25 protein-coding genes are annotated in these 26874 nt (G+C 65.3%); 17 read left to right on the top strand and 8 right to left on the bottom strand.

Annotation, left to right across the window (positions count from 1 at the left end):
- Positions 1-76: 76 nt before the first annotated feature.
- The 6 genes from BraRD5C2_RS03990 (at position 77) to BraRD5C2_RS04015 (ending at position 5686) form a co-directional block, all read left to right on the top strand.
- Complete coding sequence (locus BraRD5C2_RS03990) at positions 77-1144, top strand: hypothetical protein (RefSeq protein WP_223966996.1); 1068 nt, start codon at positions 77-79, stop codon at positions 1142-1144.
- Entirely contained in the window at positions 1141-2016 is an 876-nt protein-coding gene (locus BraRD5C2_RS03995; RefSeq protein WP_223966998.1) for a HesA/MoeB/ThiF family protein, read from the top strand. The genes BraRD5C2_RS03990 and BraRD5C2_RS03995 overlap by 4 nt, the downstream gene beginning before the upstream one ends.
- The gene (locus tag BraRD5C2_RS04000; protein ID WP_223966999.1) at positions 2013-3212 is read left to right on the top strand and encodes a hypothetical protein; all 1200 of its coding nucleotides are present in this window, start codon (positions 2013-2015) and stop codon (positions 3210-3212) included. The genes BraRD5C2_RS03995 and BraRD5C2_RS04000 overlap by 4 nt, the downstream gene beginning before the upstream one ends.
- The gene (locus BraRD5C2_RS04005; protein WP_223967000.1) at positions 3209-4330 is read left to right on the top strand and encodes a GNAT family N-acetyltransferase; all 1122 of its coding nucleotides are present in this window, start codon (positions 3209-3211) and stop codon (positions 4328-4330) included. Before BraRD5C2_RS04000 ends, BraRD5C2_RS04005 begins: the two co-directional genes overlap by 4 nt.
- A complete protein-coding gene (locus BraRD5C2_RS04010; RefSeq protein WP_223967001.1) occupies positions 4327-5322 on the top strand; it encodes a nitroreductase family protein in 996 nt (331 codons plus the stop codon). Before BraRD5C2_RS04005 ends, BraRD5C2_RS04010 begins: the two co-directional genes overlap by 4 nt.
- Before the next feature lie 157 nt (positions 5323-5479).
- A complete protein-coding gene (locus tag BraRD5C2_RS04015; RefSeq protein WP_223967003.1) occupies positions 5480-5686 on the top strand; it encodes a hypothetical protein in 207 nt (68 codons plus the stop codon).
- A 206-nt stretch (positions 5687-5892) separates the two neighbouring features.
- Here BraRD5C2_RS04015 and BraRD5C2_RS04020 read toward each other — a convergent pair whose 3' ends face one another.
- Together BraRD5C2_RS04020 and BraRD5C2_RS04025 are read right to left on the bottom strand one after the other, a co-directional pair.
- Positions 5893-6453: a DUF2478 domain-containing protein gene (locus BraRD5C2_RS04020; protein ID WP_223967005.1), complete on the bottom strand. Its 561-nt coding sequence runs from the start codon at positions 6451-6453 to the stop codon at positions 5893-5895.
- Between the two features lie 91 nt (positions 6454-6544).
- Positions 6545-7954: an aldehyde dehydrogenase family protein gene (locus tag BraRD5C2_RS04025; RefSeq protein ID WP_223967007.1), complete on the bottom strand. Its 1410-nt coding sequence runs from the start codon at positions 7952-7954 to the stop codon at positions 6545-6547.
- Positions 7955-8131: 177 nt separating this feature from the next.
- On the opposite strand from BraRD5C2_RS04025, the gene BraRD5C2_RS04030 reads away from it, so the two are divergent.
- Together BraRD5C2_RS04030 and BraRD5C2_RS04035 are read left to right on the top strand one after the other, a co-directional pair.
- The gene (locus tag BraRD5C2_RS04030) at positions 8132-8512 is read left to right on the top strand and encodes a hypothetical protein (protein ID WP_223967008.1); all 381 of its coding nucleotides are present in this window, start codon (positions 8132-8134) and stop codon (positions 8510-8512) included.
- A gap of 182 nt (positions 8513-8694) precedes the next feature.
- A complete protein-coding gene (locus tag BraRD5C2_RS04035) occupies positions 8695-9486 on the top strand; it encodes a substrate-binding domain-containing protein (protein WP_223967009.1) in 792 nt (263 codons plus the stop codon).
- A 108-nt stretch (positions 9487-9594) separates the two neighbouring features.
- Here the strand turns inward: BraRD5C2_RS04035 and BraRD5C2_RS04040 are convergent, their stop codons facing one another.
- Positions 9595-10446 (bottom strand): SDR family NAD(P)-dependent oxidoreductase, encoded by an 852-nt coding sequence (locus tag BraRD5C2_RS04040; protein WP_223967010.1) that lies wholly within the window; start codon positions 10444-10446, stop codon positions 9595-9597.
- 266 nt (positions 10447-10712) lie between these two features.
- Between BraRD5C2_RS04040 and BraRD5C2_RS04045 the strand changes: the two genes are divergently transcribed.
- Positions 10713-12209, top strand: a complete 1497-nt coding sequence (locus BraRD5C2_RS04045) for an aldehyde dehydrogenase family protein (RefSeq protein ID WP_223967011.1) — start codon at positions 10713-10715, stop codon at positions 12207-12209.
- 278 nt (positions 12210-12487) lie between these two features.
- On the opposite strand, the gene BraRD5C2_RS04050 is transcribed toward BraRD5C2_RS04045, so the two are convergent.
- Complete coding sequence (locus tag BraRD5C2_RS04050) at positions 12488-12871, bottom strand: winged helix-turn-helix domain-containing protein (protein WP_223967012.1); 384 nt, start codon at positions 12869-12871, stop codon at positions 12488-12490.
- Positions 12872-12973: 102 nt separating this feature from the next.
- On the opposite strand from BraRD5C2_RS04050, the gene BraRD5C2_RS04055 reads away from it, so the two are divergent.
- A complete protein-coding gene (locus BraRD5C2_RS04055) occupies positions 12974-14101 on the top strand; it encodes an alkene reductase (RefSeq protein ID WP_223967013.1) in 1128 nt (375 codons plus the stop codon).
- Between the two features lie 162 nt (positions 14102-14263).
- Positions 14264-14779: a GFA family protein gene (locus tag BraRD5C2_RS04060; protein WP_223967015.1), complete on the top strand. Its 516-nt coding sequence runs from the start codon at positions 14264-14266 to the stop codon at positions 14777-14779.
- A 53-nt stretch (positions 14780-14832) separates the two neighbouring features.
- Here the strand turns inward: BraRD5C2_RS04060 and BraRD5C2_RS04065 are convergent, their stop codons facing one another.
- Positions 14833-16317, bottom strand: a complete 1485-nt coding sequence (locus BraRD5C2_RS04065) for a hypothetical protein (protein ID WP_223967017.1) — start codon at positions 16315-16317, stop codon at positions 14833-14835.
- 329 nt (positions 16318-16646) lie between these two features.
- Between BraRD5C2_RS04065 and BraRD5C2_RS04070 the strand changes: the two genes are divergently transcribed.
- Positions 16647-18311, top strand: coding sequence for a thiamine pyrophosphate-binding protein (locus BraRD5C2_RS04070; protein ID WP_223967019.1), 1665 nt, complete (start codon positions 16647-16649; stop codon positions 18309-18311).
- Between the two features lie 237 nt (positions 18312-18548).
- On the opposite strand, the gene BraRD5C2_RS04075 is transcribed toward BraRD5C2_RS04070, so the two are convergent.
- The gene (locus BraRD5C2_RS04075) at positions 18549-19937 is read right to left on the bottom strand and encodes an LLM class flavin-dependent oxidoreductase (protein ID WP_223967021.1); all 1389 of its coding nucleotides are present in this window, start codon (positions 19935-19937) and stop codon (positions 18549-18551) included.
- Between the two features lie 228 nt (positions 19938-20165).
- On the opposite strand from BraRD5C2_RS04075, the gene BraRD5C2_RS04080 reads away from it, so the two are divergent.
- The 3 genes from BraRD5C2_RS04080 to BraRD5C2_RS04090 all read left to right on the top strand — a co-directional run bounded on the left by BraRD5C2_RS04080 (position 20166) and on the right by BraRD5C2_RS04090 (position 24078).
- Positions 20166-21545, top strand: coding sequence for a M20 family metallopeptidase (locus BraRD5C2_RS04080; protein ID WP_223967023.1), 1380 nt, complete (start codon positions 20166-20168; stop codon positions 21543-21545).
- A gap of 210 nt (positions 21546-21755) precedes the next feature.
- Positions 21756-23048 carry an MFS transporter gene (locus tag BraRD5C2_RS04085; RefSeq protein ID WP_223967024.1) on the top strand — a complete coding sequence of 431 codons (1293 nt, stop codon included), beginning with the start codon at positions 21756-21758 and terminating at the stop codon, positions 23046-23048.
- A 184-nt stretch (positions 23049-23232) separates the two neighbouring features.
- A complete protein-coding gene (locus tag BraRD5C2_RS04090) occupies positions 23233-24078 on the top strand; it encodes an IclR family transcriptional regulator (RefSeq protein ID WP_223967025.1) in 846 nt (281 codons plus the stop codon).
- A 262-nt stretch (positions 24079-24340) separates the two neighbouring features.
- Here BraRD5C2_RS04090 and BraRD5C2_RS04095 read toward each other — a convergent pair whose 3' ends face one another.
- Both BraRD5C2_RS04095 and BraRD5C2_RS04100 read right to left on the bottom strand, forming a co-directional pair.
- Entirely contained in the window at positions 24341-25237 is an 897-nt protein-coding gene (locus tag BraRD5C2_RS04095; protein ID WP_223967026.1) for a glutathione S-transferase family protein, read from the bottom strand.
- Positions 25234-25506 (bottom strand): hypothetical protein, encoded by a 273-nt coding sequence (locus tag BraRD5C2_RS04100; protein WP_223967027.1) that lies wholly within the window; start codon positions 25504-25506, stop codon positions 25234-25236. Before BraRD5C2_RS04100 ends, BraRD5C2_RS04095 begins: the two co-directional genes overlap by 4 nt.
- A 79-nt stretch (positions 25507-25585) precedes the next feature.
- On the opposite strand from BraRD5C2_RS04100, the gene BraRD5C2_RS04105 reads away from it, so the two are divergent.
- Complete coding sequence (locus BraRD5C2_RS04105) at positions 25586-26002, top strand: hypothetical protein (protein ID WP_223967028.1); 417 nt, start codon at positions 25586-25588, stop codon at positions 26000-26002.
- Positions 25999-26862, top strand: a complete 864-nt coding sequence (locus BraRD5C2_RS04110; RefSeq protein WP_223967029.1) for an alpha/beta fold hydrolase — start codon at positions 25999-26001, stop codon at positions 26860-26862. Before BraRD5C2_RS04105 ends, BraRD5C2_RS04110 begins: the two co-directional genes overlap by 4 nt.
- Positions 26863-26874 lie beyond the last annotated feature (12 nt).

Raw genomic sequence — 26874 nt, forward strand, 5'->3', positions numbered from 1 at the left:
CGGCAAACAGCGCCAAGTTGCACTCATGGCTCTTTAACAGGCCAAAGTGCAGAGATCGCGCCCGAGGGACAGAGAAATGGCGTCCACGGACAATCGCACGCCCGCTTCGCGCGGCAGCAGGAGCTTTGCCAAGACTCTTGGCAAGGCGCGCGCGGCCTTTGACGGCCTGCGCAGCCATGGCGGCTTCTGGCTGAAGGCGCTGTCGCAGCCGACCATAGATCTCACCTTGCGCACCCAGGCCGGCCAGCGCACCCGCATCGTCGAATCGCCTGGCCTGTCGCTGCCGAAGGACGAGCTCGATGCGCTGGTCGCGCAGCTCCGCATCGTCGCCGCCAAGACCCTGCCCGAGGAGAGCCTGAGCTACGGCATCTTCTCCGGCGAGCCCGAGCGGCTGTCGCGCGCTGTCATCACGCTGATCTCAGAGGAAGACACCGGGCGGCCGATCGCCTTCAACGCGCTGTCGGTGATGGACGTGCCGCTCGACGGCGAGCCGACCGAAGTCACCCATCTCGGCCTCGTCATGGTCGATCCCGATGTGCGCGGGCAGGGCCTGTCCTGGGTGCTTTACGGCCTGACCGCGCTGGTGCTGTTCGCCCGCGATGGTTTGCGGCCGAAATGGATCTCCAACGTCACCCAGGTGCCGGCCGTGGTCGGCATGGTCAGCGACACCTTCTCGGACGTATTTCCGTCGCCGCTGCCGGGCGCGCGGCAGAGTTTTGCGCATCTACAGCTGGCGCGCGGCATCATGGCACGGCATCGCGCGGTGTTCGGCGTCGGCGAGGAGGCCGGTTTCGACGAGGCCCGCTCGGTCATCACCAATGCCTATACCGGCGGCTCGGATGCGCTGAAGAAGACCTTTGAGATCGCGCCGAAGCATCGCGATGCCGTCTACAACGAATTTTGCGAGCGCGAGCTGGATTACGGCCGCGGCGACGATGTGCTGCAGCTCGGCCGCGTCGATCTTGGCGGCGCGCGGCGCTATCTGATGAGCGAGGTGCCTTCGGGCTCATTGCCGGCGCTGCTTGCGGCGTCCGCGATGCTGGCGTTGCAGCGGCTGGTGCTGCCGGTGGTCTACTGGATGGACGACACCCGCGCCTTCGGCACATTGCGGCCGCGCAAGCAGGACAACGGGACCGCGCGATGAACTTCGATTATTACTCGTTCACCGGCCGCAACATCGGCTTCATCGACGAGCACGAGCAGCAGCTCTTGCGCCGGGCGCGGGTGTTCGTCTGCGGCGTCGGCGGCATGGGCGGCGCGGCGTTCATGGCGCTGGCGCGCGCCGGCGTCGGCAAGTTCGTGATCGCCGACATCGACCGCTTCGAGGTCTCCAACCTCAATCGTCAGGTGTTCGCCTTTGCCGACGAGGTCGGCCGCGAGAAGGCGGCGGTCGCCGCCGAAGCCGCCAAACGCATCAATCCGACCATCGAGGTCGAGGTGCTCGGCGAGAATTGGACCAGTGAGCTCGCCGGCATTGCCGAACGCTGCCCGGTCATCGTCAACGGCATGGACGATATCGCCGCCGGCGTGCATCTGTACCGGACCGCCAAGCGCGCCGACGCAACCGTGATCGACGCCTATATGTCGCCGCTGCCGTCGGTGATCGTGGTGCGCCCGCACGATCCCAGGCCCGAGGAGCGCCTCGGCTTTCCGACGCTGGCCAAGGACTGGACCGAGATCACCGAGGACGACCGTCGCGCCGCGATGCGTGCCGAGATCGAGCACGTCATGCTGCATTCCTCCTCGCGCAACTATGTCGACCTCGCCATCGCCGGCGAAGTCGCGGCCGGTCGCCGCAGCCGGATGTCGTTCGCACCGATGGTGATCTCGACCGGCATGCTGATGGCCTATGAGGCGGTCGCGCTGATCCTCGGCCGCACCTCCGGCACCGATTGCCGCGGCTGGTTCCTCAACCCGCACCGGCCGGCGATCGAGAAGCCGCGCAATGCGCTGATCGCCGCCCTGATGCGCCCGCTGGTGCGGCGGGCGATCGATCAATTGACGGGCGTCGCATGACCTCGGGGGTGATCGCCGATTCCATCGTCAATCTCTGCGGCGCCATCGGCGTCGCGGTGGCGATGATGACGTTCTACCGGCGCGATCCGAGGAGCCCGCTGACCCGCCGCCTGCTGCTCGCGCTCGGCGTGATCGCGACCTTGTTCCTCGACCGCGGCCTGGCGTGGTGGAGCGGAAGCTGGCTGCTGGATCGTCTCTCGGTGATCCCGGCCGCGCTGATTCCGCTCGGTGCGCTGATCGTCACCGAAGGCATCCTGCGCCGCCACGCGCCGCGCGCAGTCAAGATCGCAGCGCTCGCGGGCGGCATCCTGCTCGGCCTCGGCGGCCTGTTCGGGTTGCAGCGCTTTGCGATGCCTTATGCAGTCGCGCTGGCCCTGTTCCAGCTCGTGGGCTTCGCCACCTGCGCGCTGCTGCTGGCGACGCGCGACCGCGCGGCGCTGATGGCCTCGGAGAACCGCAGCATCGGCCGCATGGCGGTGGGGGCGCTGGTGGTGATCCCGTTCATCCTGACCGATTTCCGCACGCTGTTTCCCGACATTCCGGTCCGGCTCGGCGCGCTGGGCGCGCTGCTCACGGTGACCGTGATGCTGATCGCCGGCGGCGGCGCCGAGACGCGGCGGCATGGGCTCGCGATGATGGCGCTGCGGCTGATCTCTTCGGGGCTGCTCGGGCTCGCCGCCGCCTTCATGGCGCCTGACGTCGATGCCGCGCAGATGATCCGGTTCGTCGCGGTGGCGATCGCCGGCGTGCTGACCATCGGGCTGATGACCGACGCGTTGCGGGCGCTGTTCGAATCGCAGGAGCCCGGCGTGCTAAATTCGGTCGCGGCGTCACCGGCGCAGACGCGGGAGCAGTTGATCGCCGAACTCGCACGGCATCCGATCTTCGAGAGCGCGCGGCGTTTCCGCGAAGACGAGCTTGGACCTTACGATCCGCGGTTGCTCCGCGATTTCCTGTCGACCAGGCGCGTGCTGCGCCGCTCCGAGGCGCCGTGGGGACTGGCGCCGACCGACCCCGCCGCCGAGCGCATGGTCTCGCTGATGACCGCCAACAACGCCTCCCATGTCATCGTGCTCGCGCATGATCCGCTCGACCTGATCGTGCTCGCGGTGCCCGTCACCGCGGCCGATCCGGCCACCGAAACCGCGCTGGCGCTGGTGCGGCGGCTGCTGGCGCTGACCCCGGAGGCCAAATGACGATCGAGATCCGGGAGGGCGACCGCAAGGCGGCCTTCGACGCCGCCCTCAATGCCTATGGGCCCGACAGCCTCTACGTGCCGCCGCTGTGGAGCGATTTCGACCGGATGTTCGATGCCGCGAAGAATCCGTTCGTCACGGAAGGCCATGGCCGCTTTGCGCTGTTCTCGGCGCATCGCGACGGCCGCCCGGTCGGCCGCATCGCCGCCTCGATCCACGATGCCTCCAACCGTAAGCACGGCACGCGCCACGGCGCGTTCGGCTTCTTCGACTGTGTCGACGATCTCGATGTGGCCGATGCGCTGCTGCGCACTGCCGAGCAGTGGTTGTCCGCGCGCGGCATGACCCGCATCGCCGGCAATTTCAATCTCACGGCGATGCAGCAGATCGGGGTGATGACCGACGGGTTCGACCATGCGCCGTTCACCGACATGATGTGGTCGCCGCCGCATATCGCGCAACACCTCGAACGCGCCGGCTATGCGGCGACGTTTCCGATGACGACGTTCGAGATCGCGCTCGACGGCGGTAAGCCGGAGCAGCTGCTCGGCGACAAGCAGCGGGCGGTGCTAACTGACAAGGATTTCGTCTGGCAGCCGATCAAGCGCTCCGCCTTCAAGGTCCGGCTGGAAGATGCGCGCCTGATCCTGAACGACGGTTTTGCCGACAACCCGATGTTCGTGCCGCCGACCGCGGCCGAATATCGGTTCCAGGCCGGTGACATGATGTGGATCATCGACAAGCGGATTTCGACCGTGGTCTATCACCGCGGCCGGCCCGCCGGCGCGATCATCGCAATCCCGGACCTCAATCCCTTGATCAAAGCGATCGGCGGCCGCATCGGTCTGACCGCGCCGTTCAAATTCGTGCAGCACCGCATGCTGAACACCCGCGCAGTGCTGATCTATCAGTCGGTCTGCCGCGATCTGCACAATCGCGGCCTCAACGGCGCGATGCTCTACCGTACCGCGCTGGCGTTGCAGGAGGCCGGCTACCGCACGCTCGGCGGCACCTGGATCGCGGACATCAACGCGCCGTCGCTGCGCCAGGTCGAGAAGGCCGGCGCCACGCCGCTGCACCGGCTGCATCTGTTCACCAAGCGGCTGGCCGCGGCATGAGCGAGCTGACGCCGGATTTGCTGCGCGAACTGGTCGCCGAGGCGCGGCTGGCGCCGAGCGTCCATAACATCCAGCCGACCCGCTGGCGCCTGCTCGGCGACGGGCGGCTGGCGCTGGTCGACGACACCTCGGTGCGCGCGCCGATCGCGGATCCCGCGGGGCATGATGTTCTCGTCTCGCACGGTGCGGCGCTGGAGGGCATGAGTCTTGCGCTTAACCGCCGCGGCTTCGCCATCACGGCGATGACCACGATCGAGCAACCGCTGTCACCGCAATTTGGCGCGCTCTGCAGCTTTGCGATCAGGCAGGGTGTCGCGCCCGATCCGTTGGCCGGCCATGTGGCGCACCGCATGTCGTGGCGCGGCAAATTTGCGGCGTCGCCCGATGAGCCCGCGCCGCTGGTGCAGCTCGCCGTCGCGCGTGACGATCTGGTCTGCATCGGGGATCGCCAGGCAATTGCCGATATCGCCGGCTGGGCCGACCAGGCCGAATTCTCCTTCGTGCACGGCGACGACTATCGGGCCGAACTGCTCGCATGGATGCGGTTGTCGCCCGACCATCCGCACTATCTGCTGGATGGTCTCAATCGCGATGCGCTCGCCATGAATGCAGTCGAGGCCACCGCCGCCCGCTTCGTGCTGGGTAGCCTGTTCAGGCCGCTCGATCGACTTGGTCTTGCCGCATCGCTGCTGTCAGACAGCGCCAAGACCGCCTCGGCCGCGGCGATCGTGCTGTTCTGTCGTCCGGTCGGTGAGGATCCACTCACGACGGGGCGGCATTTCTACCGCGGCTGGCTGGAGATCGATCGCGCCGGGCTGGTGGCATGCCCGATCTCGGCGCTGGCCGATCACCCTGACTTCAACGACCGGCTGCGCAAGCTCGGCAGGATCGGCACCGATCTGCGCCTCGTCAACGTGTTCCGCATCGGCCGGCCCGCAAAACCGCTGGAACCGCGGCATTTCCGGCTGCCGGTCGATCGGCTCATCGTGTAGATTTTTTTGTATTGACGCGTTTTCGTCACGCGAACCGGTATCCACGTCGCTCGAAAACGCTCTAGGATATACTCAGAAATAGAGCTCGATATCTGCTGTCAAAGCTTCACGGGGTCGTGCTATGACGCCGCCCGCAAACCAATGACCGGTGGGGTTAATGTCGAAGCAATCGTTGCGCGAGGAGGCCGAGCGCCTGATCCGCGAGACCATGGAAAAGCGGAACCTGGTCATCAGGCAGGGCACGACCCGGATCGAGGCCGTCTGCGGCAAATGCGGCGCGCCGAACCGTGTGCAGGCGGAAAAGGGCCAGTCCCGCGTCAAGTTCACCTGCAAGAACTGTGACCACAAGCAGGAAACGCTGTAAGCGGGGCCGTGGTCTGTATGGTGGGGCTCGCTAACTCATCCTTCGATTCTGCATGCCCCGTCATCCTGAGGAGCGCGTAGCGCGTCTCGAAGGATCGACGGCCACCGGCCGGGCCGTGCATCCTTCGAGGCTCGCTCCGCTCGCACCTCAGGATGACGGGATAAATAGAATAGGATGGGTCAGCTAACCCATCCTACGAAGCACCTCTACTTGAACGCCTCGCAGACCGTGATGTGATCCGGCGCGATCCGGGCCGCGGTTCGCAGCGAGACGTTGCGCCACCAGGCGTCCAGCGCGTGGCGGTCGCAGGCGAGCTTCACGCTCATGCCGCCGGCGAATTTGATCCAGTCGGCAAAGCTTTGGCGTGACACCGCGATCACGACGGGAATATCGGCGTCGAGCGCGCGCTCGATCACGAAGCCAAGGCCCTTGCCGTCGCGTTCCCGCTTGCCGAAGCGGTTGACGATGACGAGATCGGCGCCTTCGGCGAGCGCGTCGGCGACGCGGACGCCGGCGTCCTGCAGCCGCGACAGATCGAGCTTGCAGCCGGTGGCACCAGGAGCGGGCGGCTGCGCCAGCAGCAGCGTCTCGCCGCTATGGACCAGCACTGCCGAAAGGCTGGAGTCCGCGCATTGGCCAGTCTGCACCATGCCGACCACGCGCGCGCCGTGCGCCTTCAGCTCGCCGGCGAAGTCGCGCAGGATGGCGTCGGGATCGTCCCTGTCGTCATAAACCAGGGCGGCAAGGTCGCATTGGGCATCGAACATGATGGGCTCTGTTCGTTGTGGAGGAGAGCGGCGGCCGCGGCGCCAAGGGGCATTAAGGGGTGCCAAGGCGCCGCGGCCGCATGTTTTCGGATCAGGCGGCCGGCGGGCCGTTGATGATCTGCAGCTGGGTGAATTCGGCGAGACCTTCCTCGGCGAATTCGGTGCCGATGCCCGACTGCTTGGCGCCGCCGAACGGAATGTTCGGGGCCATGTCGAGGTGCTTGTTGATCCACACCGTGCCGGCCTCGATCTGGGTCGCGACCTCATGCGCGCGCTTGATGTCGGACGACCACACCGACGCGCCGAGGCCGTAAGTGGTGGCGTTGGCGCGGCGGATCACGTCATCCTTGTCGGAATATTTGATCACCGGCAGCACCGGGCCGAACTGCTCCTCGTCGACCAGCTTGGAGCCTTCCTTGATGTCGCGCACGATGGTCGGCTCGATGAAATAGCCGGGACGGTCAATCGCGGCGCCGCCGGCGATCACATTGCCGTTCTTGCGGGCGTCGTCGAGGAACGCCTTCACCTTCTCGTACTGCATCTTGTTCTGCAGCGGGCCGAGCTTGGTGCCCTGCTTGGAGCCGTCATCGACCACGGTGTTCTTCGCAATCGCGACCAGCTCGTTGCAGATCTCGTCATAGACGGATTCGTGCACATAGAGCCGCTTGATGGCGAGACAGACCTGGCCGGAGTTCTGGAACGCGCCCTCGAAGATGCCGGGCGCCACCTTCTTCGGGTCGACGTCGTCGAGCACGATGCCGGCGTCGTTGCCGCCGAGCTCGAGCGTGATCCGCTTCAACGTCTGCGACGCGCTCGCCATCACCTTCTGGCCGGTTGCGGTCGAGCCGGTGAAGGAGATCTTGCGGATATCAGGGTGCTTGGTCATGTGATCGCCGAGATCGTTGGCATCGGCGATGAAGTTCAGCACGCCCTTCGGCAGGATGTCCTTGACCAGCTCGGCGAAGCGCAGCGAGGCCAGCGGCGTGGTGGGCGCAGGCTTCACCACCAGGGTGTTGCCGGCGAGCAGCGCCGACGGCAGCTTGAACGCCAGGATCAGCAGCGGATAGTTCCAGGGAATGATCGCGCCGACCACGCCGAGCGGGCGGCGATAGGCCTCGACCTTGCGGTCGCCGGAATTCTCGACCACGCGCATCGGCAGGTCGAGCGAGCCGAGGTAGCGGAAGAAGCCCGCCATGCCCATCACCTCGCCGGTGGCATCCGCGAGCGGCTTGCCCTGCTCGCTGGTCAGGATGTGTGCGAGCTCGTTGGTGTTGGCCTCGATCGCCTCAGCCATCTTGATGATGAGCTTGCGACGCTCTTCCATCGGCGTGGCGGCCCAAGCGGGATAGGCGGCCTTCGCGGCGGCGACGGCCTTGTCGAGCTGCTCCTTGGAGGCGCGGGGGCATTGCGCCACCACCTCTTCGGTCGCCGGATTGAGCACCGGCATGGTCTGGTCGCCGGGTACCATCTTGCCGTCGATGAGAAGCTTGTAATCACTCATAGGCTTTGCTCTCCCTGGTCAAACGGGCCCTTCGCGGGCCTCGCTATATCTTGTCATATATCACGATTGCGGTGGGTGGGCCACGGCCAAAGATGGTCCCCGAATAACGGCTGGACGGCGGCCGGCCGAGCGATATATCTTTACGAATATAACGAAGAAATGACCCGGAGTGCTGGTATGCAGATCGAAACCCAGGAGCTCACCACCTGCGAAGTCGCGCCCGACGGCTGCGCCATTTCGCTGGGATTCGTCGACGGCAAGGGTGAGCCCGCAACCATCCGCCTGTCGATCAACCAGGTCGGCGCGCTGGTCATGACGCTGCCCGGGCTGATCAGCAAGGCGCTGCAGACCCGTTTCGGCGACCAGAGCCTGCGCTACGCCTATCCGCTGGATTCATGGGTGCTCGAGCAGTCGACCGATCCGGCCCATGGCATGATGACGCTCAAGACGTCGGACGGCTTCAGCGTCTGCTTCTCGATCCCGCGCGCCCAGCAGAGCGAACTCGGCGAGGCGCTGGTGTCGCAGCCGGAGACACCGGTGCGGGTGCGGGCGAATTAGTCCATCGACCGGATGACATCCGTATCAACTTCATACATCGTCATTCCCCGGTGCGCGGTTGCGCACCTGAGGGCGCGCGCAGCGCGAGCCTGGAATCCATTGGGCCGCATGCGTTGTGGCGAAATGGCTTCCGGGCTCAGCCCTTCGGGCTGCCCCGGAATGACGGCGACTGGAGTTTATCGATGCGCGCATTGTTGATAGCCCTCTTGATTGGTCTTTCGTCCGCGGCCTCGGCAGCCGAGCTTAAGGTGATGGCCGCGGGCAGCCTGAAGGACGCGTTTGCTGCCGTCTTCGCGGATTTTGGCAAGCAGTACGGCCACAGTTTCGCGCCGGTGTTTGGACCTTCGGGCGGCTTGCGCGAGCGGTTGCAGAAGGGCGAGGCCTTCGATGTGTTCGCGTCAGCGGCATTGCCGCATGCGCAGACGCTCACCGATGCGGGCATTTCCGGGCCCAGCATGCTGTTCACGAAGAACGCGATGTGCGTCGTCACGTCGGCCGATCGTCCGCTGGACACCGATCGTCTCGTCGAGACGATGCTCAAGCCCGAGATCAAGATTGCAACATCGACACCGGTCTCCGATCCGTCCGGCGACTATACCTGGGAGATGTTCCGCAAGGTCGACGCGATGCACCCCGGCGCTTTCGACACGTTGTCGAAGAAGGCGCAGCAATTGTTCGGCGGCCCCGCCACCACGATGACCGTCAGCGATCTGCTGGCTGCGATCGACCAGCACCGAATCGATCTCCTGGTCTACTACTGCTCGGGCGCGCAGCAGATCGTGCGCGACTCCGCAAAATACAAGTCGGTCGCGCTGCCGCCGGAGCTCGTGGTCGGACCGGAATACGGGCTGACCGTCTCGCGCAAGGCGCAGGCAGGCGCGGCGGATTTCGCGATGTATCTGATGTCGCCGCAGGGGCAGGCGACACTGAGGGCGTTCGGCTTCGTTCCCGTGACGCTGCCGGGCGGGCCGTAATCGTAGGGCGGGTTAGGCGAAGCCGTAACCCGCCAACTTCGCGCAACGAATGCTCGTGCGGATGAGAGACCGGCGGTGGGTTACGCTTCGCTAACCCACCCTACGCATCTAGTTCCCCTTTACGAACGCCGCGAACGCATCGCCGAAATCCGGGTGCCAGCGCGACAGCGGCGGGCGGTTCTCGACGATGTCGCCGGCGGCCCACAGGATGCGGCGTTCGTCGAGCGCGCGCGGCACGTCGTTGTCCGGGCAGAGGATGTAGAAATCGCCGGCTGCGAGGTGCTCGATCATGAAGTCGACGGTCTGCTCCGACGTCCAGGCGCCGGCCGGCTTCTCGGTGCGGTCGCGCGCGGTCAGCCCGGTGAAGACAAAGCCCGGGATCAACAGATGCGCCGTGATCTCGCAGCCGTCGGTGTTGCGCAGCTCGTGCTGCAGCGCCTCGGTGAACGCCTTCACGCCGGCCTTGGAGACATTGTAGGCGGGATCGCCCGGCGGCGTGGTGATGCCCTGCTTGGAACCGGTGTTGATGATCAGCCCCGGCCGGCCGCGCTTGATCATGTTGGGCGCAAACGCCTGCGTGCCGTTGATCACGCCCCACAGATTGACGCCCAGGATGCGCTGCCAATTGTCCGCAGGCCCGAACATCGAGCTGCCGGGCTGGATGCCGGCATTGTTCATCAGGATGTCGGTGCCGCCGAACTTTTTCGCGACGGCGGCCTCAAGGCCTGCGACCTCGTCGGCGCGGCTGACGTCGACCGCAGCCGCCATGATGTCGGCGGCGCCGCCGGGTGCGGCAGATGACAGTTTTGCCGCAGCTGCCTTCAGCCTGTCATCGCCGAGATCGGCGATGCAGACCTTCATGCCGGCTTCGGCAAACCGCGTCGCGGCGGCAAGCCCGATGCCGGATGCGCCTCCGGTGATCACGGCAACATGATTGGCTGATATCACGGGGTGGGGCATCGTCGGTCTCCGGACACATCTGTGGCTGAGGTTAGCATAGCGTTTTCAAGCGAAGTGGTTCCCGGTTCGCGTGAAGAAAACGCGTCAAACAAGAAGACCCTTACCTAGCATATCGCACCCACCATGCACGCGGGTGCATGGGAGGTTTTCATGCGCGCCACCCTCGACAACGCTTGCCTCGCTTTACGGTTTCGCGGCCGCGCTGTAGAATCGCCGATATAACGCTTCCAAAACACCTCAGCCGACATTTTACAGGGAGTGCAAACATGGCTGTATCGCAGGCTATTCCGATCACGCGCCATCCTTATGCCGATGGCTCCTACAAGCAGATGCTGATCGACGGCAAATGGGTCGACGCCGCCTCCGGCAAGAAATTCGAAACCCACAACCCCGCCACCGGTGAATTGCTCGCCTCCGTCGCCGAAGGCGATGCCGAGGACATCAACCGCGCGGTTGCGGCCGCGCGTCGCGCCTTCGAAGGGCCGTGGAGCAAGGTGAAGCCGTTCGAGCGGCAGAACATGCTGCTCAAGCTCGCCGAGCTGGTCGAGGCCAATTTCGAGGAACTGTCCCAGCTCGACACGCTCGACATGGGCGCGCCGATCAGCCGCACCCGCGGCAACCGGCTGCGCGCGCTCGGCATGCTGCGCTACTACGCCGGACAAGCGACCGCGATCCACGGCGAGACCATCGAGAACTCGCTGCCTGGCGAGATCTTCTCCTACACGCTGAAGGAGCCGATCGGCGTGGTCGGCGCCATCATCCCCTGGAACGGGCCGCTGACCGCCTCGATCTGGAAGATCGGCCCTGCGATCGCGACCGGCTGCACCGTGGTGCTGAAGCCGGCCGAGGAATCGCCGCTGACTTCGCTGCGCATCGGCGAGCTCTGCATGGAGGCCGGCATTCCGCCCGGCGTCGTCAACGTCGTGCCGGGCTATGGCGAGACCGCGGGTGCCGCGCTTGCCTCGCACCCCGATGTCGATAAGGTCGCCTTCACCGGCTCGCACGTCACGGGACAATCGATCATCCGTGCCTCGGCCGGCAACCTCAAGCGCGTCTCGCTCGAGCTCGGCGGCAAGTCGCCGGACATCGTGTTCGCCGACGCCGATCTCGACGCCGCGGTGCCGGGCGCTGCGATGGCCGTGTTCGCCAATTCCGGCCAGATCTGCAGCGCCGGCACGCGGCTGTTCGTCGAGCAGAAGGTCTATGACGAGTTCGTCGGCCGCGTCGCCGAGTTCGGCAAGAAGCTGCAGGTCGGCAACGGCCTCGATCCCAACACCCAGATTGGGCCGCTGGTGTCGCAGCAGCAGATGGACCGCGTCTCCGGCTATCTCGACATCGGCCAGAAGGAAGGCGCCAAGGCGCTGGCCGGCGGCGGGCGCCTCACCGAGGGCGCGCTGTCGAAGGGCTATTTCGTGCAGCCGACCGTGTTTGCCAATGTGCAGGACAACATGCGCATCGCGCAGGAGGAGATCTTCGGCCCGGTGATCTCGGCGATCTCCTTCAAGGATCCGGACGAGCTGATCAAGCGCGCCAATGCTACGACCTTCGGTCTCGGCTCGGGCGTGTGGACCACCAATGTCAGCAAGGCGCACCAGGTCGCCAAGGCGCTGCGCGCCGGCTCGGTCTGGGTCAATTGCTACCAGGCGATGGATCCGGCGGTGCCGTTCGGCGGCTACAAGATGAGCGGCTACGGCCGCGAGTCCGGCAAGCAGCACGTCGAGGAGTATCTCAACGTCAAGGCGGTCTGGATCAACACGGGCTAGCGCTTGCTTCTTCTCACCTCTCCCCGCCTGCGGGGAGAGGTCGGATTGCATCGATAGATGCAATCCGGGCGAGGGGTACAGGTCTCAATGTTCGGCGTGCTCGCGGAGGGAAGTCCTCACCCCAATGCCTGCATGATTTCGGAATATTAGAATAATATCCCTGATTTGCCCGACGCGTCAAGTTGCGTTGTCGAACGCCGGCCGCCGCCGGTTACTGTGCATGGGGTTGTTTTCGATATTTTCGTAAGCGCCCCTGCAACGACCACCGGCTCTTGCGTTTACCGCCCCGCGGCCTTCTTCGGCTTGCCGATGTCGCTGCGCAGGGCTTCGAGGTCCTTGCGCACGGCGGTCGCCGCATCGCGTTCGATCTTGCGGTAGCGCGCCACCAAGGAGAGGCCGAACGGGGTCAGCACCGCGCCGCCGCCGTTCTTGCCGCCGGTCTGGCGTTCCACCGCCGCCTGCCGGCAGATGCGGTTGATCTCGTCGACCAAGTCCCAGGCGCGCTTGTAGCTCATGTCCATGGCGCGGCCGGCGGCGGAGATCGAGCCGCATTCCTTGATCTGCTCGAGCAGCAGGATCTTGCCCGGTCCGATGCGGTCTTCGGCATCGAGATCGATGCGGACGCTCAATGAGGGGAGCAATGTGGCGCTCGGTTTCGACATGGCAAGCCTGCTTGTCTGTTCGCTAGATTGCCACTACCTGCTTTTGCGAACAAGATGAACCCGTGACATAACGGGACATCACAAAAAATAATCGGGGTAGGCATGAGTTCTCCATCGCTGTTTTCGCCGCTCAAGGTCGGTCCCTATGAGCTGAAGCACCGTGTCGTGATGGCGCCGCTGACGCGGATGCGGGCGGCGCGGCCGAGCCTCGCGCCGCGGCCGATGAACGCGGAATATTACGCGCAGCGCGCCACGCCCGGCGGCCTCTTGATCGCGGAAGCCTCGCCGGTGGTCGCGACCGGCTTCGGCAATCCCGGCGTCCCCGGCATCTACAGCGAGGCCCAGATCGCGGGCTGGCGCGAGGTGGTGGATGCCGTGCACGCCAAGGGCGGGCTGATCTTCCTGCAGCTCTGGCACGTCGGACGCGTCTCGCATTCCTCGTTCCAGCCCGATGGCGCGCTGCCGGTGGCGCCGTCGGCGGTCGCGATCCCCGCCGAGTTCAGGTGCATGACGGCGGACGGCAAGGTGGTCGACTACGAGACGCCGCGTGCGCTTACGACCGGCGAGGTCGCCGTGATGGTCGAGGCCTACCGGCAGGGCGCGAAGAACGCGCTCGCCGCCGGGTTCGACGGCGTCGAGATCCACGGCGCCAACGGCTATCTGATCGAGCAGTTCCTGCAATCGCGCAGCAATCTGCGCACCGACCAGTATGGCGGCTCGATCGAGAACCGCGTCCGCTTCCTGCTGGAAGTGGCGCAGGCGGTGACCGAGGTCTGGGGCGCTAACCGCGTCGGCGTGCGGCTATCGCCCTACGGCATTGCCAATGGCAGCGGCGAGGCCGACCCGATGCCGCTCTACAGCCACGCCATCAAGGCGCTGGACAAGTTCGGGCTCGCCTATCTGCATTTCATCGAGCCGCGCGCTTCGGGCACCGGCCGTGCCGAGGTCGACTGGCAGAACGTGCCATCCGCGATGGTGCTGTACCGCCCGATGTGGAGCGGTGTGCTGATCACCGCCGGCAATTTCGTCGGCGACAGCGCGCAGAGCGCGGTCGCGGAAGGTCATGCCGATGCGATCGCGTTCGGCCGCTATTTCATCTCCAACCCGGATCTGCCGCGCCGCCTGCAGCGCGGCTACCCGCTGACCAAGTACAACCGCGCGACCTTCTATGCCGGCGAGGAGAAGGGCTATACGGACTATCCCGCCCACGACGAGTTGGCGCAGGCGTGACTTCGTAGCCCGGATTTCGCTTCGCTGCGTCCGGGCTACAATGCTTCCTTCCTCGTCATTGCGAGGAGCGGAGCGACGAAGCAATCCATCGCTCCTCACGCGCGATAGATGGATTGCTTCGCTTCGCTCGCAATGACGGCGGACAAAGCCGGAGAGCTCCCGATGTTTCCGGACGACGAGTTCGAGCCGACGAAAAAGCCGAAACCGGTGGCGCTGGCGAAGCCTGCGGCCGGCCAGTGCCTGTGCGGCAAGGTGCGGTTCGAGATCGATGTGCCGGCGCGCTGGGCCTGGCACGATCACACCGCCGCGAGTCGCCGCGCCCATGGCGCTGTTTATGCGACCTATGTCGGCAGCTGGAAGAAGCGCTTCCGCATCACGCAAGGCGAAAGCGAGCTCTCGCGCTATGAGGACGCGAAAAACAAGACCGCACGCAGCTTCTGCGCCAATTGCGGTACGCCCATCATCTACGAGCGCGCCCGGTCGCCGCACATGGTCAACATCCCGCGCGCGCTGTTCTCCGGGCGCACCGGCCGGCAGCCGCTCTATCACATCGCGATCGAGGAATTGCAGGAGTGGGCCTACACCGGCGAGCCGCTGGTGCCGCTGAAGGGCTATCCCGGCGTGGTCTGGCAGCGTTCGAAAAAGAAGAAGCGCAGCGAGCGCGAGGGGATGTTCTAGGACGCCAGCTCGCGTGCCGGCATTCGGGGGAGGCGGTCGCACGCAACGTTGCGTCAGTGCTTCACGTAGACGACCTCTTCCGACCCTACGTATTCCTCAGTCCACCCTCTCTTGTCCACGAGGAACCGCTTCAGAGGTTCGTGCGCCTTCACCCAGAGCACCGTATCGATCTTGTACTTGGCAAGCACGGTGTCCCAGGCGGCTTCATCGATTTCCCATCTGATGAGGCTGAAATAGTCGCGCAGCAGCTCATCGGGATAGGCGGTGGCCGACCGGCCGTCGACGAACACCGGTACCGCACCGCGTGTGTAGAAGATCAGGAGCCCGCCGACGTTCCAGTGGTTCAGCAGCCGCGCATGCGGAAAATGGCTTTGAAGATAACGCGCATCCTGCTCCGACAGCAGCTGGGGAAGTGCGAGCGCCGGCTTGACGTACATCAAGGTCAACGGCAGCGCGCACATTGCGACGATGCCGGCGACCAGCAACGAGCCCTGGACCTTGAGGTCGTTGAGTTGCTTGGGCAGCACCCGGTCGATGTGAAGCGCCAGCGGCACCGTTGCGAACATGAAGAAGAAGGACATGTACCGGTATTGATAGAATCCCAGCAGCAGAAACAGCCAGGACAGCAGCCGCGACTCCAGAGGAGCCGGCGAAGCAGCTGGGTGGCGCAGCTCGAACGCGGCAAATATCGCGATATAGACGATGCCGGGAATGCTCCCGGGCACGCTGAAGTTCGCGGAATAAGACCACCACTCGGTGATGTTCGCCTGCGCAAAATGGCCCAGCGTGGTGGTGACGCCGTCGTAGATGCGCCAGCCGAGAGGATTGATCAGGATTGCGACAAGGCAGCCGGCTGCTGCGAAACTGTAGATCCTAAAACCGGCCCAGTCCCGCCTGAGCACGGACGTGGCTCCAAAAAAGCCGATGATGAAAAGCCCGAGCACAAAGCCGCCATGCAGATTGGCCCAAAGCACCATCATCACCGGCAGCAGGAACCATCTGGTTCGCTTCAAACACTCTGCGTAGAAGACGACGCAGAACAGCATGGTGGGGGTGTTCGGCGAAGCGGCGAGATAGGAATTCGGCGCGGTCACGAACGCCGGGTAGAGCACGCACGCGGCGAGAACGGAAATGCCGACCGCGAGCGTCGAGGCGCCGCTGCGCAGGCAGATCGATGCAAGATATCCGGTGATGACGGCGCCACATGCAACGACTGACAGTGTGAGACCGATATACCCCGTGTATTGAAACACCACGCTGGCAATCACGTCCCAGAGCCAGGACAGATTGTACCATTGCCGGTCGCCGAGGGTGAACGACCATGGATCCTGGAAGGGGACATTGCCGCGCTCCCTGATCAGGTCTCCGGCGGCGAGGTGCCATCCGAGATCAAGGTGGCCGAGCAGGAGCGGCCCGTTCGACAGGTAGTACAGCGACGTGACTGCGATCAGGAAGACATAGAGACCCGGCTTCTCGCGCCCGATCGTTCCCGGTCCTCTATCGAGCCTGGTTCCGTTCCAGGCCGCCAGCGCGTCCATGACTGAACCCCCGCGATCGAAGCGAGCCAACTGCGGGCCCTGCATGCTGTTCTATGTGCTTGATGAAGGCAAACCATCGTCGCTTTAGGACACTCTGGCTAAAGTAGCGTTAAAGTCAGCCGCGCAATTCGATGGCTGCCGTCGAGGTTCACGTCTGCCCAACGCCGGCTTTCGAGGGACTGGCCGGCGGAGTGAAATGATGAGCCCGGAGAGCCAGGCGCGCGCCAGCGGAATGCGGCCATGACCGGCCGCTCGATTGCTCCCCAAGCGCAAGTTTGGTCATCTCCTCCGGCGCCGTCGGCCAACGCGCCGGCAGGCCTGGAGGGAACATGAAGAATCGCATTACCGGCCGCTCGGCTTTCCTGGCGCTGCTGAAGGACGAGGGCGTCACGCATCTGTTCGGCAATCCCGGCACCACCGAATTGCCGATCATGCATGCGCTGAAGGATCATCCTGACCTCACCTATGTGATGGCGATGCAGGAGAGCCTGGTCGTCGCGATGGCCGATGGTTTCAGCCGCGCCTCCGGCAAGCTGGTCGCCTGCAACGTCCATGTCGCGCCCGGCCTCGGCAATGCGATGGGCTCGCTCTACAATGCGAGCTTCACCGGCACGCCGTTGATCCTCACCGCCGGCCAGCAGGAACAGGGCCACGGCCTGACCGAGCCGGTGCTCTATGGACCGCTGGTGCAGATGGCCACGCCCTTGGTGAAATGGGCGGTCGAGGTGACGCGGCTGGAGGACCTGCCGCGCATCGTGCGCCGCGCTGCCAAGATCGCGGCCACGCCGCCGACGGGACCGGTGTTCATCTCGCTGCCCGGCGATATTCTCAACGCCGAGGCCGGCATCGAGCTCGGCCGCTCCACCCGGGTCGACACGCGCGTCCGGCCGTCGGAAGATTCGTTGAAGGCGCTGGCCGCGCGCATCCTGAAAGCCGAGCGTCCGGTGATCGTCGTCGGCGACGAGATCGTCAAGAGCGACGCGCTGCGCGAGGCCGCCGATCTCGCCGAGACGCTGGGCTGCCCGGCCTGGCAATCGCCGACGCCCTATGGTTCGCACTTCCTCTCCGAGAGCCCGAGTTTCATGGGCGCGATCGCGCGGCTGCAGAAGGTCGCGCGCGATGTGCTGGCGCCGTATGATCTGTTGATCGCGCTCGGCGGCGATCCACTGCGGATGTCGGTCTATAGCGAGGTCGATCCGCTGCCGGACGGACTCTCGATCGTGCAGGTCGGTCTGGTCGACAGCGATCTCGCCAAGAACTATGGCGCCGAGATCGCGGTCAAGGCTGACGTCAAGGAGACGCTGCGCGCGCTGGTCCCGGCATTGAAGGAGCTCGGCGGTGGCGCGCTGGAGGCGCGTGCGAAGCAGCGACTCGCGGCGCTGTCGACGAAGAACTGGGCGGCGAAGCGCAAGGCGCTGGTCGAGCAGATCTCGAAGGCGAACCTGAAATCGCCGATCGATCCGGACTGGCTGGCGCTGCAGGTCGTGGAGGCGATGCCGGATAACGCGATCCTGGTCGACGAGGGCCTGACCTCGTCGCGGCAGATCCTCGCGCTGCGCCCGCATCGCGACCGCTTCGGCTATCACGCGCTCGCTTCGGGCGGCATCGGCTGGGGCCTGCCGGCCGCGGTCGGCGTCAGCCTAGCCAATCCGCAGCGCCCGGTGGTGTGCTATTCCGGCGACGGCTCGTCGATGTATTCGATCCAGTCGCTGTGGACCGCGGCCAATCACAAGCTGCCGCTGACCTTCGTCATCGTCAACAATGGCGGCTATCGCATCATCAAGCAGCGCCTGCTCGCCTTCCACGGCGATGACAATTATGTCGGGATGGATTTCATCGATCCGCCGGTCGATTTCACCGGCGTCGCACGCTCGCTCGGGCTCGAGGCGATCAAGGTGACGGACCCGCAGGAGCTGAAGGGCGTGATGAAGTCCGCGTTCAGCCGTCCCGGCGCGAAGCTGATCGAGGTGATGGTGAGCAATTCGGTGAATTAGCCGACGCTTACTCTCACACCGTCACCCTGAGGAGCGCGAAGCGCGTCTCGAAGGGTCGACGGCCCGGCCGTGGCCGTCGATCCTTCGAGACGCGCGCAAGAGCGCGCTCCTTAGGATGACGGGATGGTGAGCTGTGCGGTACCCCGTCATTGCGAGGAGCGAAGCGAAGAAGCAATCCATTGCTTCGCATATGCGGAACGATGGATTGCTTCGCTTCGCTCGCAATGACGGAGACAATCACTCCGCTGCGTTTGCCTGCGACTTTACCCGATATCGCCCCGCCGGATGCGTCGAGTCCAGCCTCGCTCGTCCCGCGCCGAACAGCTTCTCGCGCAGCGTGCCTTTGGCATACTCCCGCTTGTAGCGGCCGCGCTTGACGAGCTCCGGCACCAGCATGTCGGCGATATCCTCGAAATCGCCGGGCGAGATCGCAAACGCGACGTTGAGGCCGTCGACGTCGGTGTCCTCGAACCATTGCTCGATCTTGTCGGCGACCTGCTCGGGCGAGCCGACCACCACGGGGCCGGCGCCGCCGATGCCGACATGCTCGGCGACCTCGCGCACGGTCCAGACCCGATCGGGATCGGCGCGGGTGACGTTGTCCATCGCCGAGCGGCCGGCGTCGTTCTGCACGTGACGGACCTCCTGGTCGAGCGAATAGGTCGAGAAATCGACGCCGGTCCAGCCCGACATCAGCGCCAGCGCGCCTTCATGGCTGATATGGCTGCGATACTCGGCATATTTCGCCTTCGCCTCGGCTTCGGTCGGTGCCACTACGATGCACATCATCGAGAACATCAGGATCTCGGCCGCGTTGCGGCCCTTCTCGGCGGCGAGCTCGCGGATTGCCGACACCCGCGGGCCGATCACCTTCGCTGACGGGCCCGACATGAACACGCACTCGGCGTGCTCGGCGGCGAACTGCCGGCCGCGCGGCGAGGTGCCGGCCTGGTAGAGCACCGGCGTGCGCTGCGGCGACGGCTCGGAGAGATGGATCGCGTTGAGGCGGTAGTTGCTGCCCTCGTGCTGCACGCGATGCACCTTCGCAGGATCCGTGAAGATGCCGCGCGCGACGTCGCGGATCGCGGCGTCGTCCTCCCAGCTGCCTTCCCAGAGCTTGTAGACCAGCTCCATATATTCGTCGGCGAGCTCGTAGCGGTCGTCATGCGCGGTCTGCTTGTCCTTGCCGGCACCGCGCGCGGCACTATCGAGATAGCCGGTCACCACGTTCCAGCCGACCCGGCCGCCGGTCAGGTGATCGAGCGTCGACATCCGCCGCGCGAACGGGTAGGGCGGCTCGAAGGAAAGATTGCTGGTGACGCCGAAGCCGAGATGTTCGGTCACCGCGGCCATCGCCGGGATCAGCATCAACGGCTCGTTGGCCGGGGTCTGCGCCGCGTTGCGCAGCGCCGCATCCGGATTGCCCGCATAGACGTCGTAGACGCCGAGCACGTCGGCGAGGAACAGGCCGTCGAACCGGCCGCGCTCCAGCGTCTTCGCCAGATCGGTCCAGTAGGACAGCTTGTTGTAGTCCTTGGTGCGATCGCGCGGATGGGTCCAGAGCCCCGGCGACTGATGCGCCACGCAGTTCATGGCAAAGGCGTTGAGCCGGATTTGTTTTGTCATTGTCGAAACCTTGAGCGCCGCTTCAAATGCTGCTCGGTCGGATGCCGGGCGTCCCGCATCAACTTTGTTGCGACTTCCCACGTTTTGGCAAGGCCCCCTTCGCGATTCACACCCTTCCGGTGGCGCGCCGATCCCGATAGGTTGCCGGCCTCCAGAAGCATGATCCGGGCGCAAAGCATCGCGTTCCGGTGGGTTCATGCCAAGACGCGACCGGACGAAGGAACAATCATGGCGACACGGGCCGACGCAATCGCAAACGTGCGAGAGCATTTTCAATCGGGGCAGTTCTTGCAGGAGCTGGACCGCAGGGTCGGCTACCAGACCGAGAGCCTGAACGCCGACAAGGCCGATGCGCTGCGCGCCTATCTGGTCGAGAATTTGCAGCCGGCCTTCGCCGAACTCGATTTCACGACCCGGCTGATCGAGTCGCCGACCGGCCGCGGGCCCTATCTGATCGCCGACTACCAGGAGGACGCCGCGCGGCCGACCGTGTTGACCTACGGCCATGGTGACGTCGTCGACGGCATGGTCGGCGAATGGCGCGACGGGCTCAATCCCTGGCAGACCACGGTCAAGGGCGACCGCGTCTACGGCCGCGGCACCGCCGACAACAAGGGCCAGCATTCGATCAACATGGCCGCGCTACGCGCGGTGAAGCAGGCCCGCGGCGGCAAGCTCGGCTTTAACGCCAAGTTCATCATCGAGACCGGCGAGGAGATCGGCTCGCCTGATCTGCGCGAGGTCTGCGAGGCACATCGCGAGGAGCTGAAGGCCGATCTTTTCATTGCCTCGGACGGGCCGCGGCTGTCGGCGGACCGGCCGACCATCTTCCTCGGCTGCCGTGGCGGCAACCGCATCCATCTCGACGTCAATCTGCGCGAGGGCGGCAACCATTCCGGCAATTGGGGCGGCGTACTGGCCAATCCGGCGACGATTTTGGTCAACGCGATCGCGAGCCTGGTCGACGGCAAGGGCCGCATGAAGCTCGAGATCCTGAAACCGCCGCCGATCTCGAACCGCGTCCGCGCCGCGCTCGCCGACGTCGAAATCAAGCCGACGGCGGACGAACCGGCGCTGGCGGAAGATTGGGGCGAGGAGGGCCTGACTGCGGCCGAACGGCTCTACGCCTGGAACACGCTGGAAGTGCTGGCGATGTCGTCGGGCAATATCGACAAGCCGGCCAATGCTATTCCGGGCAAGGCCAACGCCGTGCTGCAGCTCCGCTTCGTCGTCGGCACCAAATATCTCGAAGTGATCGATGGGGTGCGCGATCATCTGCACAAGAACGGCTTCCCGATGGTCGAGGTCTCGGGCGCGCAGCGGTTCGGCGCCTCGCGCACCGACATGGACAGCCCGTGGATCGACTGGGCGGCGAACTCGATCCGCACCACCACCGGCAAGGCGCCGGCGGTGCTGCCGAACTTCGGCGGCTCGCTGCCGAACGACGTGTTCTCGGAAGGCCTCGGCCTGCCGACGATCTGGGTGCCGCATTCCTATCCGGGCTGCTCGCAGCACGCCCCCGACGAGCACATCCTGCTGCCGGTGACCGAGGAGGCGCTGACCATCATGGCCGGCCTGTTCTGGGACCTCGGCGAGGCAAAGCGCTAGGGGTGAAGGACGGACTCGCTTCTTCCCCGTCATCCTGAGGTGCGAGCGGAGCGAGCCTCGAAGGATGAATCGGCCACCAGCGGGGCCGTGCATCCTTCGAGGCTCGCAAGAGCTCGCACCTCAGGATGACGGGGAAGGCGTGTATCGCCGGGATAGGCCCCGGCCATCGACGCGTTGAGAGAAGAGTGCCGACACGGCCAAGGAAACCTGATGACACTATCGACAGCAACGCCGCTCTCCTCCGAAGACGACGCCACCACCAAGAAAAACATCACCCGCCTGATCGTCGCGACCTCGGTCGGCAATGCGCTCGAATGGTACGACATCTCGGTCTACGCCTATTTCGCGGTCTACCTCTCCAAGGCGTTCTTCCCGGCCAATGATCCGACCACCTCGCTGCTGCTGACCTTCGGCAGTTTCGGCCTGTCGTTCCTGATCCGCCCGATCGGTGGCATCGTGCTCGGCGCCTATGCCGACCGCCACGGACGCAAGGCTTCGCTGATGCTGTCGATCGTGCTGATGACGTTCGGCACGCTGGTGCTGGCGCTGATGCCGACCTATCAGACCATCGGCATCCTGGCGCCGATCGCGGTGATGCTGGCGCGGCTGGTGCAGGGCTTTTCCGCCGGCGGCGAGTTCGGCTCCTCGACCGCGTTCCTGGTCGAGCACATGCCGGAGCGGCGCGGCTTCGTGGCGAGCTGGCAGTTCGCGAGCCAGGGCGTCAGCGGCCTGCTGGGTGCCGGCTTCGGTGCGCTGCTGACCTCGCTGATGAGCCCGGAGGACCTGCAATCCTGGGGCTGGCGGTTGCCGTTCCTGTTCGGCGTGCTGATCGGCCCGGTCGGCATCTACATCCGCAACCATGTCGACGATGCGACGCCGCCGCCGGCGGCGGGGAAGCAGGACTCGCCGGTCAGGGAAGTGTTCGCGCGGCAGAAGCTCGCCACGATACTGGCGATCGGCGCGCTCGCGGTGTCGACCGCGGTCAACTATCTGATCGTCTACATGCCGACCTATGTGGTGAAGACGCTCAACCTCGCGCCGTCGGTCGGCTTCATCGCCGCATTCGCCGCGCAGACGGCGGTCGCGCTGCTGGCGCCGATCGCGGGCCTCGTCTCCGACAGGGTGGGGCGCACCACCCACATGATCCTGTTCGCGTTGCTGCTGCTGGTTTCGATCTTCCCGGCCTTCCTGCTGCTCACGGGCAGGCCGACGCCTGTCATCATCCTGATCGGCGTGCTGTGGCTCGGAATCCTCAAGTCGCTTTATTACGGACCGCTCGCCGCGCTGATGTCGGAGCTGTTTCCGGCGGCGACGCGTGCGACCGGGCTCGGCCTCAGCTACAATATCGGCGTCACATTGTTCGGCGGCATGGGACCGGCGATCATGACCTGGATGGGCGGCTTCGCGCCGATCGGCGAACTCGCACCGGGCTACTACCTCACCGGCGTTTGCCTGCTCAGCCTGTGGTCGCTGTTCACCATCCGCCGGCTGCGGTTGGCTTGATTTCGTGAAGCGAAATTCAATTATCCTTGTTGCTGCAAAGCAGCGTAGATAGTCGCAATCAAAGTTTCATCTGACGAAAGTATACGATGTCCGGCGCGTTATCCGTCTTAGGATGATATCCGCCGGGCACGTCCCTCGTCGTGCCCGGTTCAGGATTTGCAATTGAGGCAGGGAAGATTAGGGCATGAACGCCTCCACGACTGCGACCGCACGGACCAGCCGCAAGAGGCCGCCGCCAGAGCCGGGCCAACCCGACAAGTTCAACGCGATCCAGAAGGTCTGCGCGATCCTGCGCGTGCTGGCGCAGCGCTCGCCGCTGCGGCTGACCGACATTGCCGATACCACCTCGCTGAACAAGGCGACCGCGCTGCGTATCCTCAACTCGCTGATCGAGGAAGGTTTCGTCAGCCGGGTGGCCGGCGCCAAGACCTATGAGCTCGGCCAGGAGGCTCGGGTGATGGCGGTCGGCGCGCGCCGCTCGGTCGACATCGCCGAACTGGCGCAGCCGAGCCTGCTCCGGCTGTCGGAGCGCTCCGCGGATACGGCGCTGTTGTCGGTGCGCTCCGGCGTCGAGGCGCTCTATCTGGCGCGCTCGGTCGGCAGCCATCCGTTGCAGCCGAACTATCTGCAGATCGGCAGCCGCCGTCCGCTCGGCGTCGGTGCCGGCGCGCTGGCGCTCCTGGTCTGGCTGCCCGACGCCGAGATCGAGGCCGTGATCGAGGTGATCGTGCCGCGGCTGGCGAAATCGCCGCGCATCACGCCGAAATTCCTGCGCGAGCGGATTGCGGTGGCGCGCAAGGCCGGCCACACCGTGCTGCTCGACGCCGCATTCCCCGGCATGGGCGGCGTCGGCGTTCCCGTCCGCGACGATGCCGGCGAGGTTGTCGCCGCGCTCTCGATCGGAGCCGCCACCGACCGCATCCGCCGCCGCGAAAGCGAGCTCGCCGACATGCTGAAGAAGGAAGCCCAGGTGCTGGCCCGCGCGATGGCTCAGGCGCCGAAGAACGTGCGTGCGGCGAAGACGGGGTGAAAATGCTGCCGCGCTCTTCTTTGCCTCTCCTCGCGCACGGTAGACGTCGCGTCCTCTCAGGATGACGGAATTGGTTTACTCAGCTTGCTCAGTGTCATCACCCGCGCATGCGGGTGATCCAGTATTCCAGAGACGGTCGTGCTTGAGCCGATAGGCCGCGGCGTACTGGATCGCCCGGTCCATGTGCGCAATTGCGCACAGGCCGGGCGACGACAAGAGTGGATGAGGACAAAACTTCACATCCTCTCAGGAACCAAGCGGTTCAATCGAGGCGATGCAGCCGACCACCGGTCGCCGGCAGATGGACCACGACGGTGCCGACAGTCGGATTTTCCAGCAGGATCGACACCCGCTGCGCGTCCTCTGCAACGAACCTGCCCGTGATCGGCGACGAATTGGCGTCATTGATCTGGTAGCTCACGCGCGCGCCGCCAACCGCCGCAGAGATCGACGCTTCGCGGGCTACTCTGAGCGCGTCGTCCTTGCCGATGTCATGACGTATGCCGTGTCCGATCGCGCGCATTCTCGTCTCCCAGGCGCGCAGGCCCTGATGCTGGTCGAGCAACGCTGTCGTCCGTCCCTTACCCCAGCGGATGAACGCGAGGTTGTGGAAGACCTGAAGATCGGCCGCACTCGGCTGCTCGCCTGCCAGAAAGGCGCTGCCGTTCTCGAGCTGCATCTCCAGCAGCCGCAGGTGCCGGTGCAGCGCGTCGGTCAAGCTTGGTATGGCCGCGCGGAACGCTTCGGGATCGAACGGCCGGCCCCGCAGCGCCGAGCGGTCGGCGATGAAGGCCTCGCTGACATCCCAATCTCCGGAGAACAGCAGTCCCACGACGGTCGGAAACAGCTTCTCGTCTGCCCATAGACGATAGGTCTCCGCGGTGGCCCGGCCGCATGCAAAGATCGACGGAGCGGGAAAGCGCCGCTCGATCTCGTCCAGAATGAGCTCGCTGTCACAATAGACGTCACCGCCGATCTGCAGCACCGGGATGCGGCGGTAACCTCCGGTCAGCGCGATCAGGTCCGGCTTGGGCATGATCGACGGCTGGTTGCAGGCCCACCAGGTGAGGCCCTTGAGGCCGAGCGCGCCGCGGATTTTTTCGGAGTACGGCGAGATATCGTATTGGTGAAGAATCAGGGCGTTGTGATCGACCGTCATGACTTGCTCTCTTTCGGCCTGGTTGCGGCCTGGGCGAAGCGCGCGGTCTCGAAGCGCGCGTCCCTCTCGCGGAGCGCGATCCTGCGCGTCTGTGTGAACGGCGAAAGCGGATGCTGATCCAGGATCATCTTGCGGGGCCGCGCGGGGCGCAGGCATTCTACGCTGCCGAGGTCGCGGCGAACAAGGCATGCGGGGAGGGCGCGCCGCTCCGCGCCCTGACCGGCAAGCAACGTTTGGTCAAGCGTATAATCCAGGGAACCCAAGGGCATCCAGGGGCATCGGCGCCTTGCGGGATCGCGCCCTTCCGGTCATCATGGGGCGTCCGCCGCAGGAAAACTTCCCCGACAGATGACGCTATCGCCCGACGCCACCGACGACGCTGTGACGACGGCGTTTGCCGGCATTCCCGCATTGCTCGACCAGGCACCTCGCTTGGTCTCGCGCGGGCGGCTGCTCGATTGCGACTGCCTGCTCGGTCCGATGGCGCGGCCGTTTCATGCCGCGATCCGTGGCGGCCGCATCGTCGAGCTCGTGCCCTCACCGGTCCTGATGCGCTCGTGGCGCTTCGCCTATCGTGCGACGCCGCAGGCCTGGGCCGCCTATTGGCAGGCCGAGCCGAGGCCCGGCTGGCACGATCTCCTGGCGCTGACCAAGCGCGGCGAGGCGGTGCTGGAAGGCGATTTGCATCCCTTCATGGCGCATCTGCAATACTTCAAGGACCTGCTGGCGCTGCCGCGGCAGCATTTCACGGCGGTCGTAGCATGAGCGGCACTGTCACGAACGGCCATATCGAGCCGATGGTCGGCCGCTACGTTCACGTCGAGATCGGCGGCGAGCTGCACCGGATCTATTTCGAGGAGAACGGCAAGGGCATTCCGCTGGTCTGCCTGCACACCGCGGGATCAGACGCGCGGCAGTGGCGGCACCTGCTCGCAGACGCGCAATTTGCCGAAAATTTCCGCGTCATTGCCTTCGATATGCCCTGGCATGGCAAGTCGAATCCGCCGAAAAGCTGGGCCGGCGATGAATACCAACTCACCACAGCGCGCTACACCGAAACCATCCGCGCCTTCTGCCGTGCACTGCGGCTGGAGAAGCCTGTCGTGATGGGCTGCTCGATCGGCGGCCGCATCGTGCTCAACCTTGCGATCGAACATGCCGCCGAGTTCCGCGCGCTGATCGGGCTCGAGGCCGCCGATTTCCAGGCGCCGTGGTATGACACCGACTGGCTGAACCGCCCCGACGTTCACGGCGGCGAGGTCTGCGCCGCGCTGGTGTCGGGGCTGATTGCGCCGCAGAGCCCGGAGCCTGCGCGGATGGAAACGCTGTGGGCCTACAAGCAGGGCGGCCCCGGCGTGTTCAAGGGCGACCTCTATTTCTATCGTGTCGACGGCGACCTGCGCGGTCGGGTCGCGTCAATCGATACTAAAGTATGCAGGCTCTATCTCCTCACGGGCGAGTATGATTTCTCCTGCACGCCTGAGGACACGAGGCGGACGGCAGCGGCAATAGGGGGCGCCAGCGTCACGATCATGGAAAAGCTCGGTCATTTTCCGATGAGCGAGAATCCGGACCAGTTTCGCCGCTATATCGCACCCGTCCTCGCCGACATTCTCACGCACTAAATCGACGTTTCC

Origin of the sequence: Bradyrhizobium sp. RD5-C2, assembly GCF_019972155.1 — a bacterium.
In the GTDB taxonomy this organism is placed as follows: Bacteria; Pseudomonadota; Alphaproteobacteria; order Rhizobiales; family Xanthobacteraceae; genus Bradyrhizobium.

Excerpts from the sequence above, each read along its gene's own strand:
- BraRD5C2_RS03990 (WP_223966996.1), top strand. The coding sequence starts at position 77 with ATGGCGTCCACGGACAATCGCACGCCCGCTTCGCGCGGCAGCAGGAGC.
- BraRD5C2_RS03995 (WP_223966998.1), top strand. The coding sequence starts at position 1,141 with ATGAACTTCGATTATTACTCGTTCACCGGCCGCAACATCGGCTTCATC.
- BraRD5C2_RS04000 (WP_223966999.1), top strand. The coding sequence starts at position 2,013 with ATGACCTCGGGGGTGATCGCCGATTCCATCGTCAATCTCTGCGGCGCC.
- BraRD5C2_RS04005 (WP_223967000.1), top strand. The coding sequence starts at position 3,209 with ATGACGATCGAGATCCGGGAGGGCGACCGCAAGGCGGCCTTCGACGCC.
- BraRD5C2_RS04010 (WP_223967001.1), top strand. The coding sequence starts at position 4,327 with ATGAGCGAGCTGACGCCGGATTTGCTGCGCGAACTGGTCGCCGAGGCG.
- BraRD5C2_RS04015 (WP_223967003.1), top strand. The coding sequence starts at position 5,480 with ATGTCGAAGCAATCGTTGCGCGAGGAGGCCGAGCGCCTGATCCGCGAG.
- BraRD5C2_RS04020 (WP_223967005.1), bottom strand. The coding sequence starts at position 6,453 with ATGTTCGATGCCCAATGCGACCTTGCCGCCCTGGTTTATGACGACAGG.
- BraRD5C2_RS04025 (WP_223967007.1), bottom strand. The coding sequence starts at position 7,954 with ATGAGTGATTACAAGCTTCTCATCGACGGCAAGATGGTACCCGGCGAC.
- BraRD5C2_RS04030 (WP_223967008.1), top strand. The coding sequence starts at position 8,132 with ATGCAGATCGAAACCCAGGAGCTCACCACCTGCGAAGTCGCGCCCGAC.
- BraRD5C2_RS04035 (WP_223967009.1), top strand. The coding sequence starts at position 8,695 with ATGCGCGCATTGTTGATAGCCCTCTTGATTGGTCTTTCGTCCGCGGCC.
- BraRD5C2_RS04040 (WP_223967010.1), bottom strand. The coding sequence starts at position 10,446 with ATGCCCCACCCCGTGATATCAGCCAATCATGTTGCCGTGATCACCGGA.
- BraRD5C2_RS04045 (WP_223967011.1), top strand. The coding sequence starts at position 10,713 with ATGGCTGTATCGCAGGCTATTCCGATCACGCGCCATCCTTATGCCGAT.
- BraRD5C2_RS04050 (WP_223967012.1), bottom strand. The coding sequence starts at position 12,871 with ATGTCGAAACCGAGCGCCACATTGCTCCCCTCATTGAGCGTCCGCATC.
- BraRD5C2_RS04055 (WP_223967013.1), top strand. The coding sequence starts at position 12,974 with ATGAGTTCTCCATCGCTGTTTTCGCCGCTCAAGGTCGGTCCCTATGAG.
- BraRD5C2_RS04060 (WP_223967015.1), top strand. The coding sequence starts at position 14,264 with ATGTTTCCGGACGACGAGTTCGAGCCGACGAAAAAGCCGAAACCGGTG.
- BraRD5C2_RS04065 (WP_223967017.1), bottom strand. The coding sequence starts at position 16,317 with ATGGACGCGCTGGCGGCCTGGAACGGAACCAGGCTCGATAGAGGACCG.
- BraRD5C2_RS04070 (WP_223967019.1), top strand. The coding sequence starts at position 16,647 with ATGAAGAATCGCATTACCGGCCGCTCGGCTTTCCTGGCGCTGCTGAAG.
- BraRD5C2_RS04075 (WP_223967021.1), bottom strand. The coding sequence starts at position 19,937 with ATGACAAAACAAATCCGGCTCAACGCCTTTGCCATGAACTGCGTGGCG.
- BraRD5C2_RS04080 (WP_223967023.1), top strand. The coding sequence starts at position 20,166 with ATGGCGACACGGGCCGACGCAATCGCAAACGTGCGAGAGCATTTTCAA.
- BraRD5C2_RS04085 (WP_223967024.1), top strand. The coding sequence starts at position 21,756 with ATGACACTATCGACAGCAACGCCGCTCTCCTCCGAAGACGACGCCACC.
- BraRD5C2_RS04090 (WP_223967025.1), top strand. The coding sequence starts at position 23,233 with ATGAACGCCTCCACGACTGCGACCGCACGGACCAGCCGCAAGAGGCCG.
- BraRD5C2_RS04095 (WP_223967026.1), bottom strand. The coding sequence starts at position 25,237 with ATGACGGTCGATCACAACGCCCTGATTCTTCACCAATACGATATCTCG.
- BraRD5C2_RS04100 (WP_223967027.1), bottom strand. The coding sequence starts at position 25,506 with ATGCCCTTGGGTTCCCTGGATTATACGCTTGACCAAACGTTGCTTGCC.
- BraRD5C2_RS04105 (WP_223967028.1), top strand. The coding sequence starts at position 25,586 with ATGACGCTATCGCCCGACGCCACCGACGACGCTGTGACGACGGCGTTT.
- BraRD5C2_RS04110 (WP_223967029.1), top strand. The coding sequence starts at position 25,999 with ATGAGCGGCACTGTCACGAACGGCCATATCGAGCCGATGGTCGGCCGC.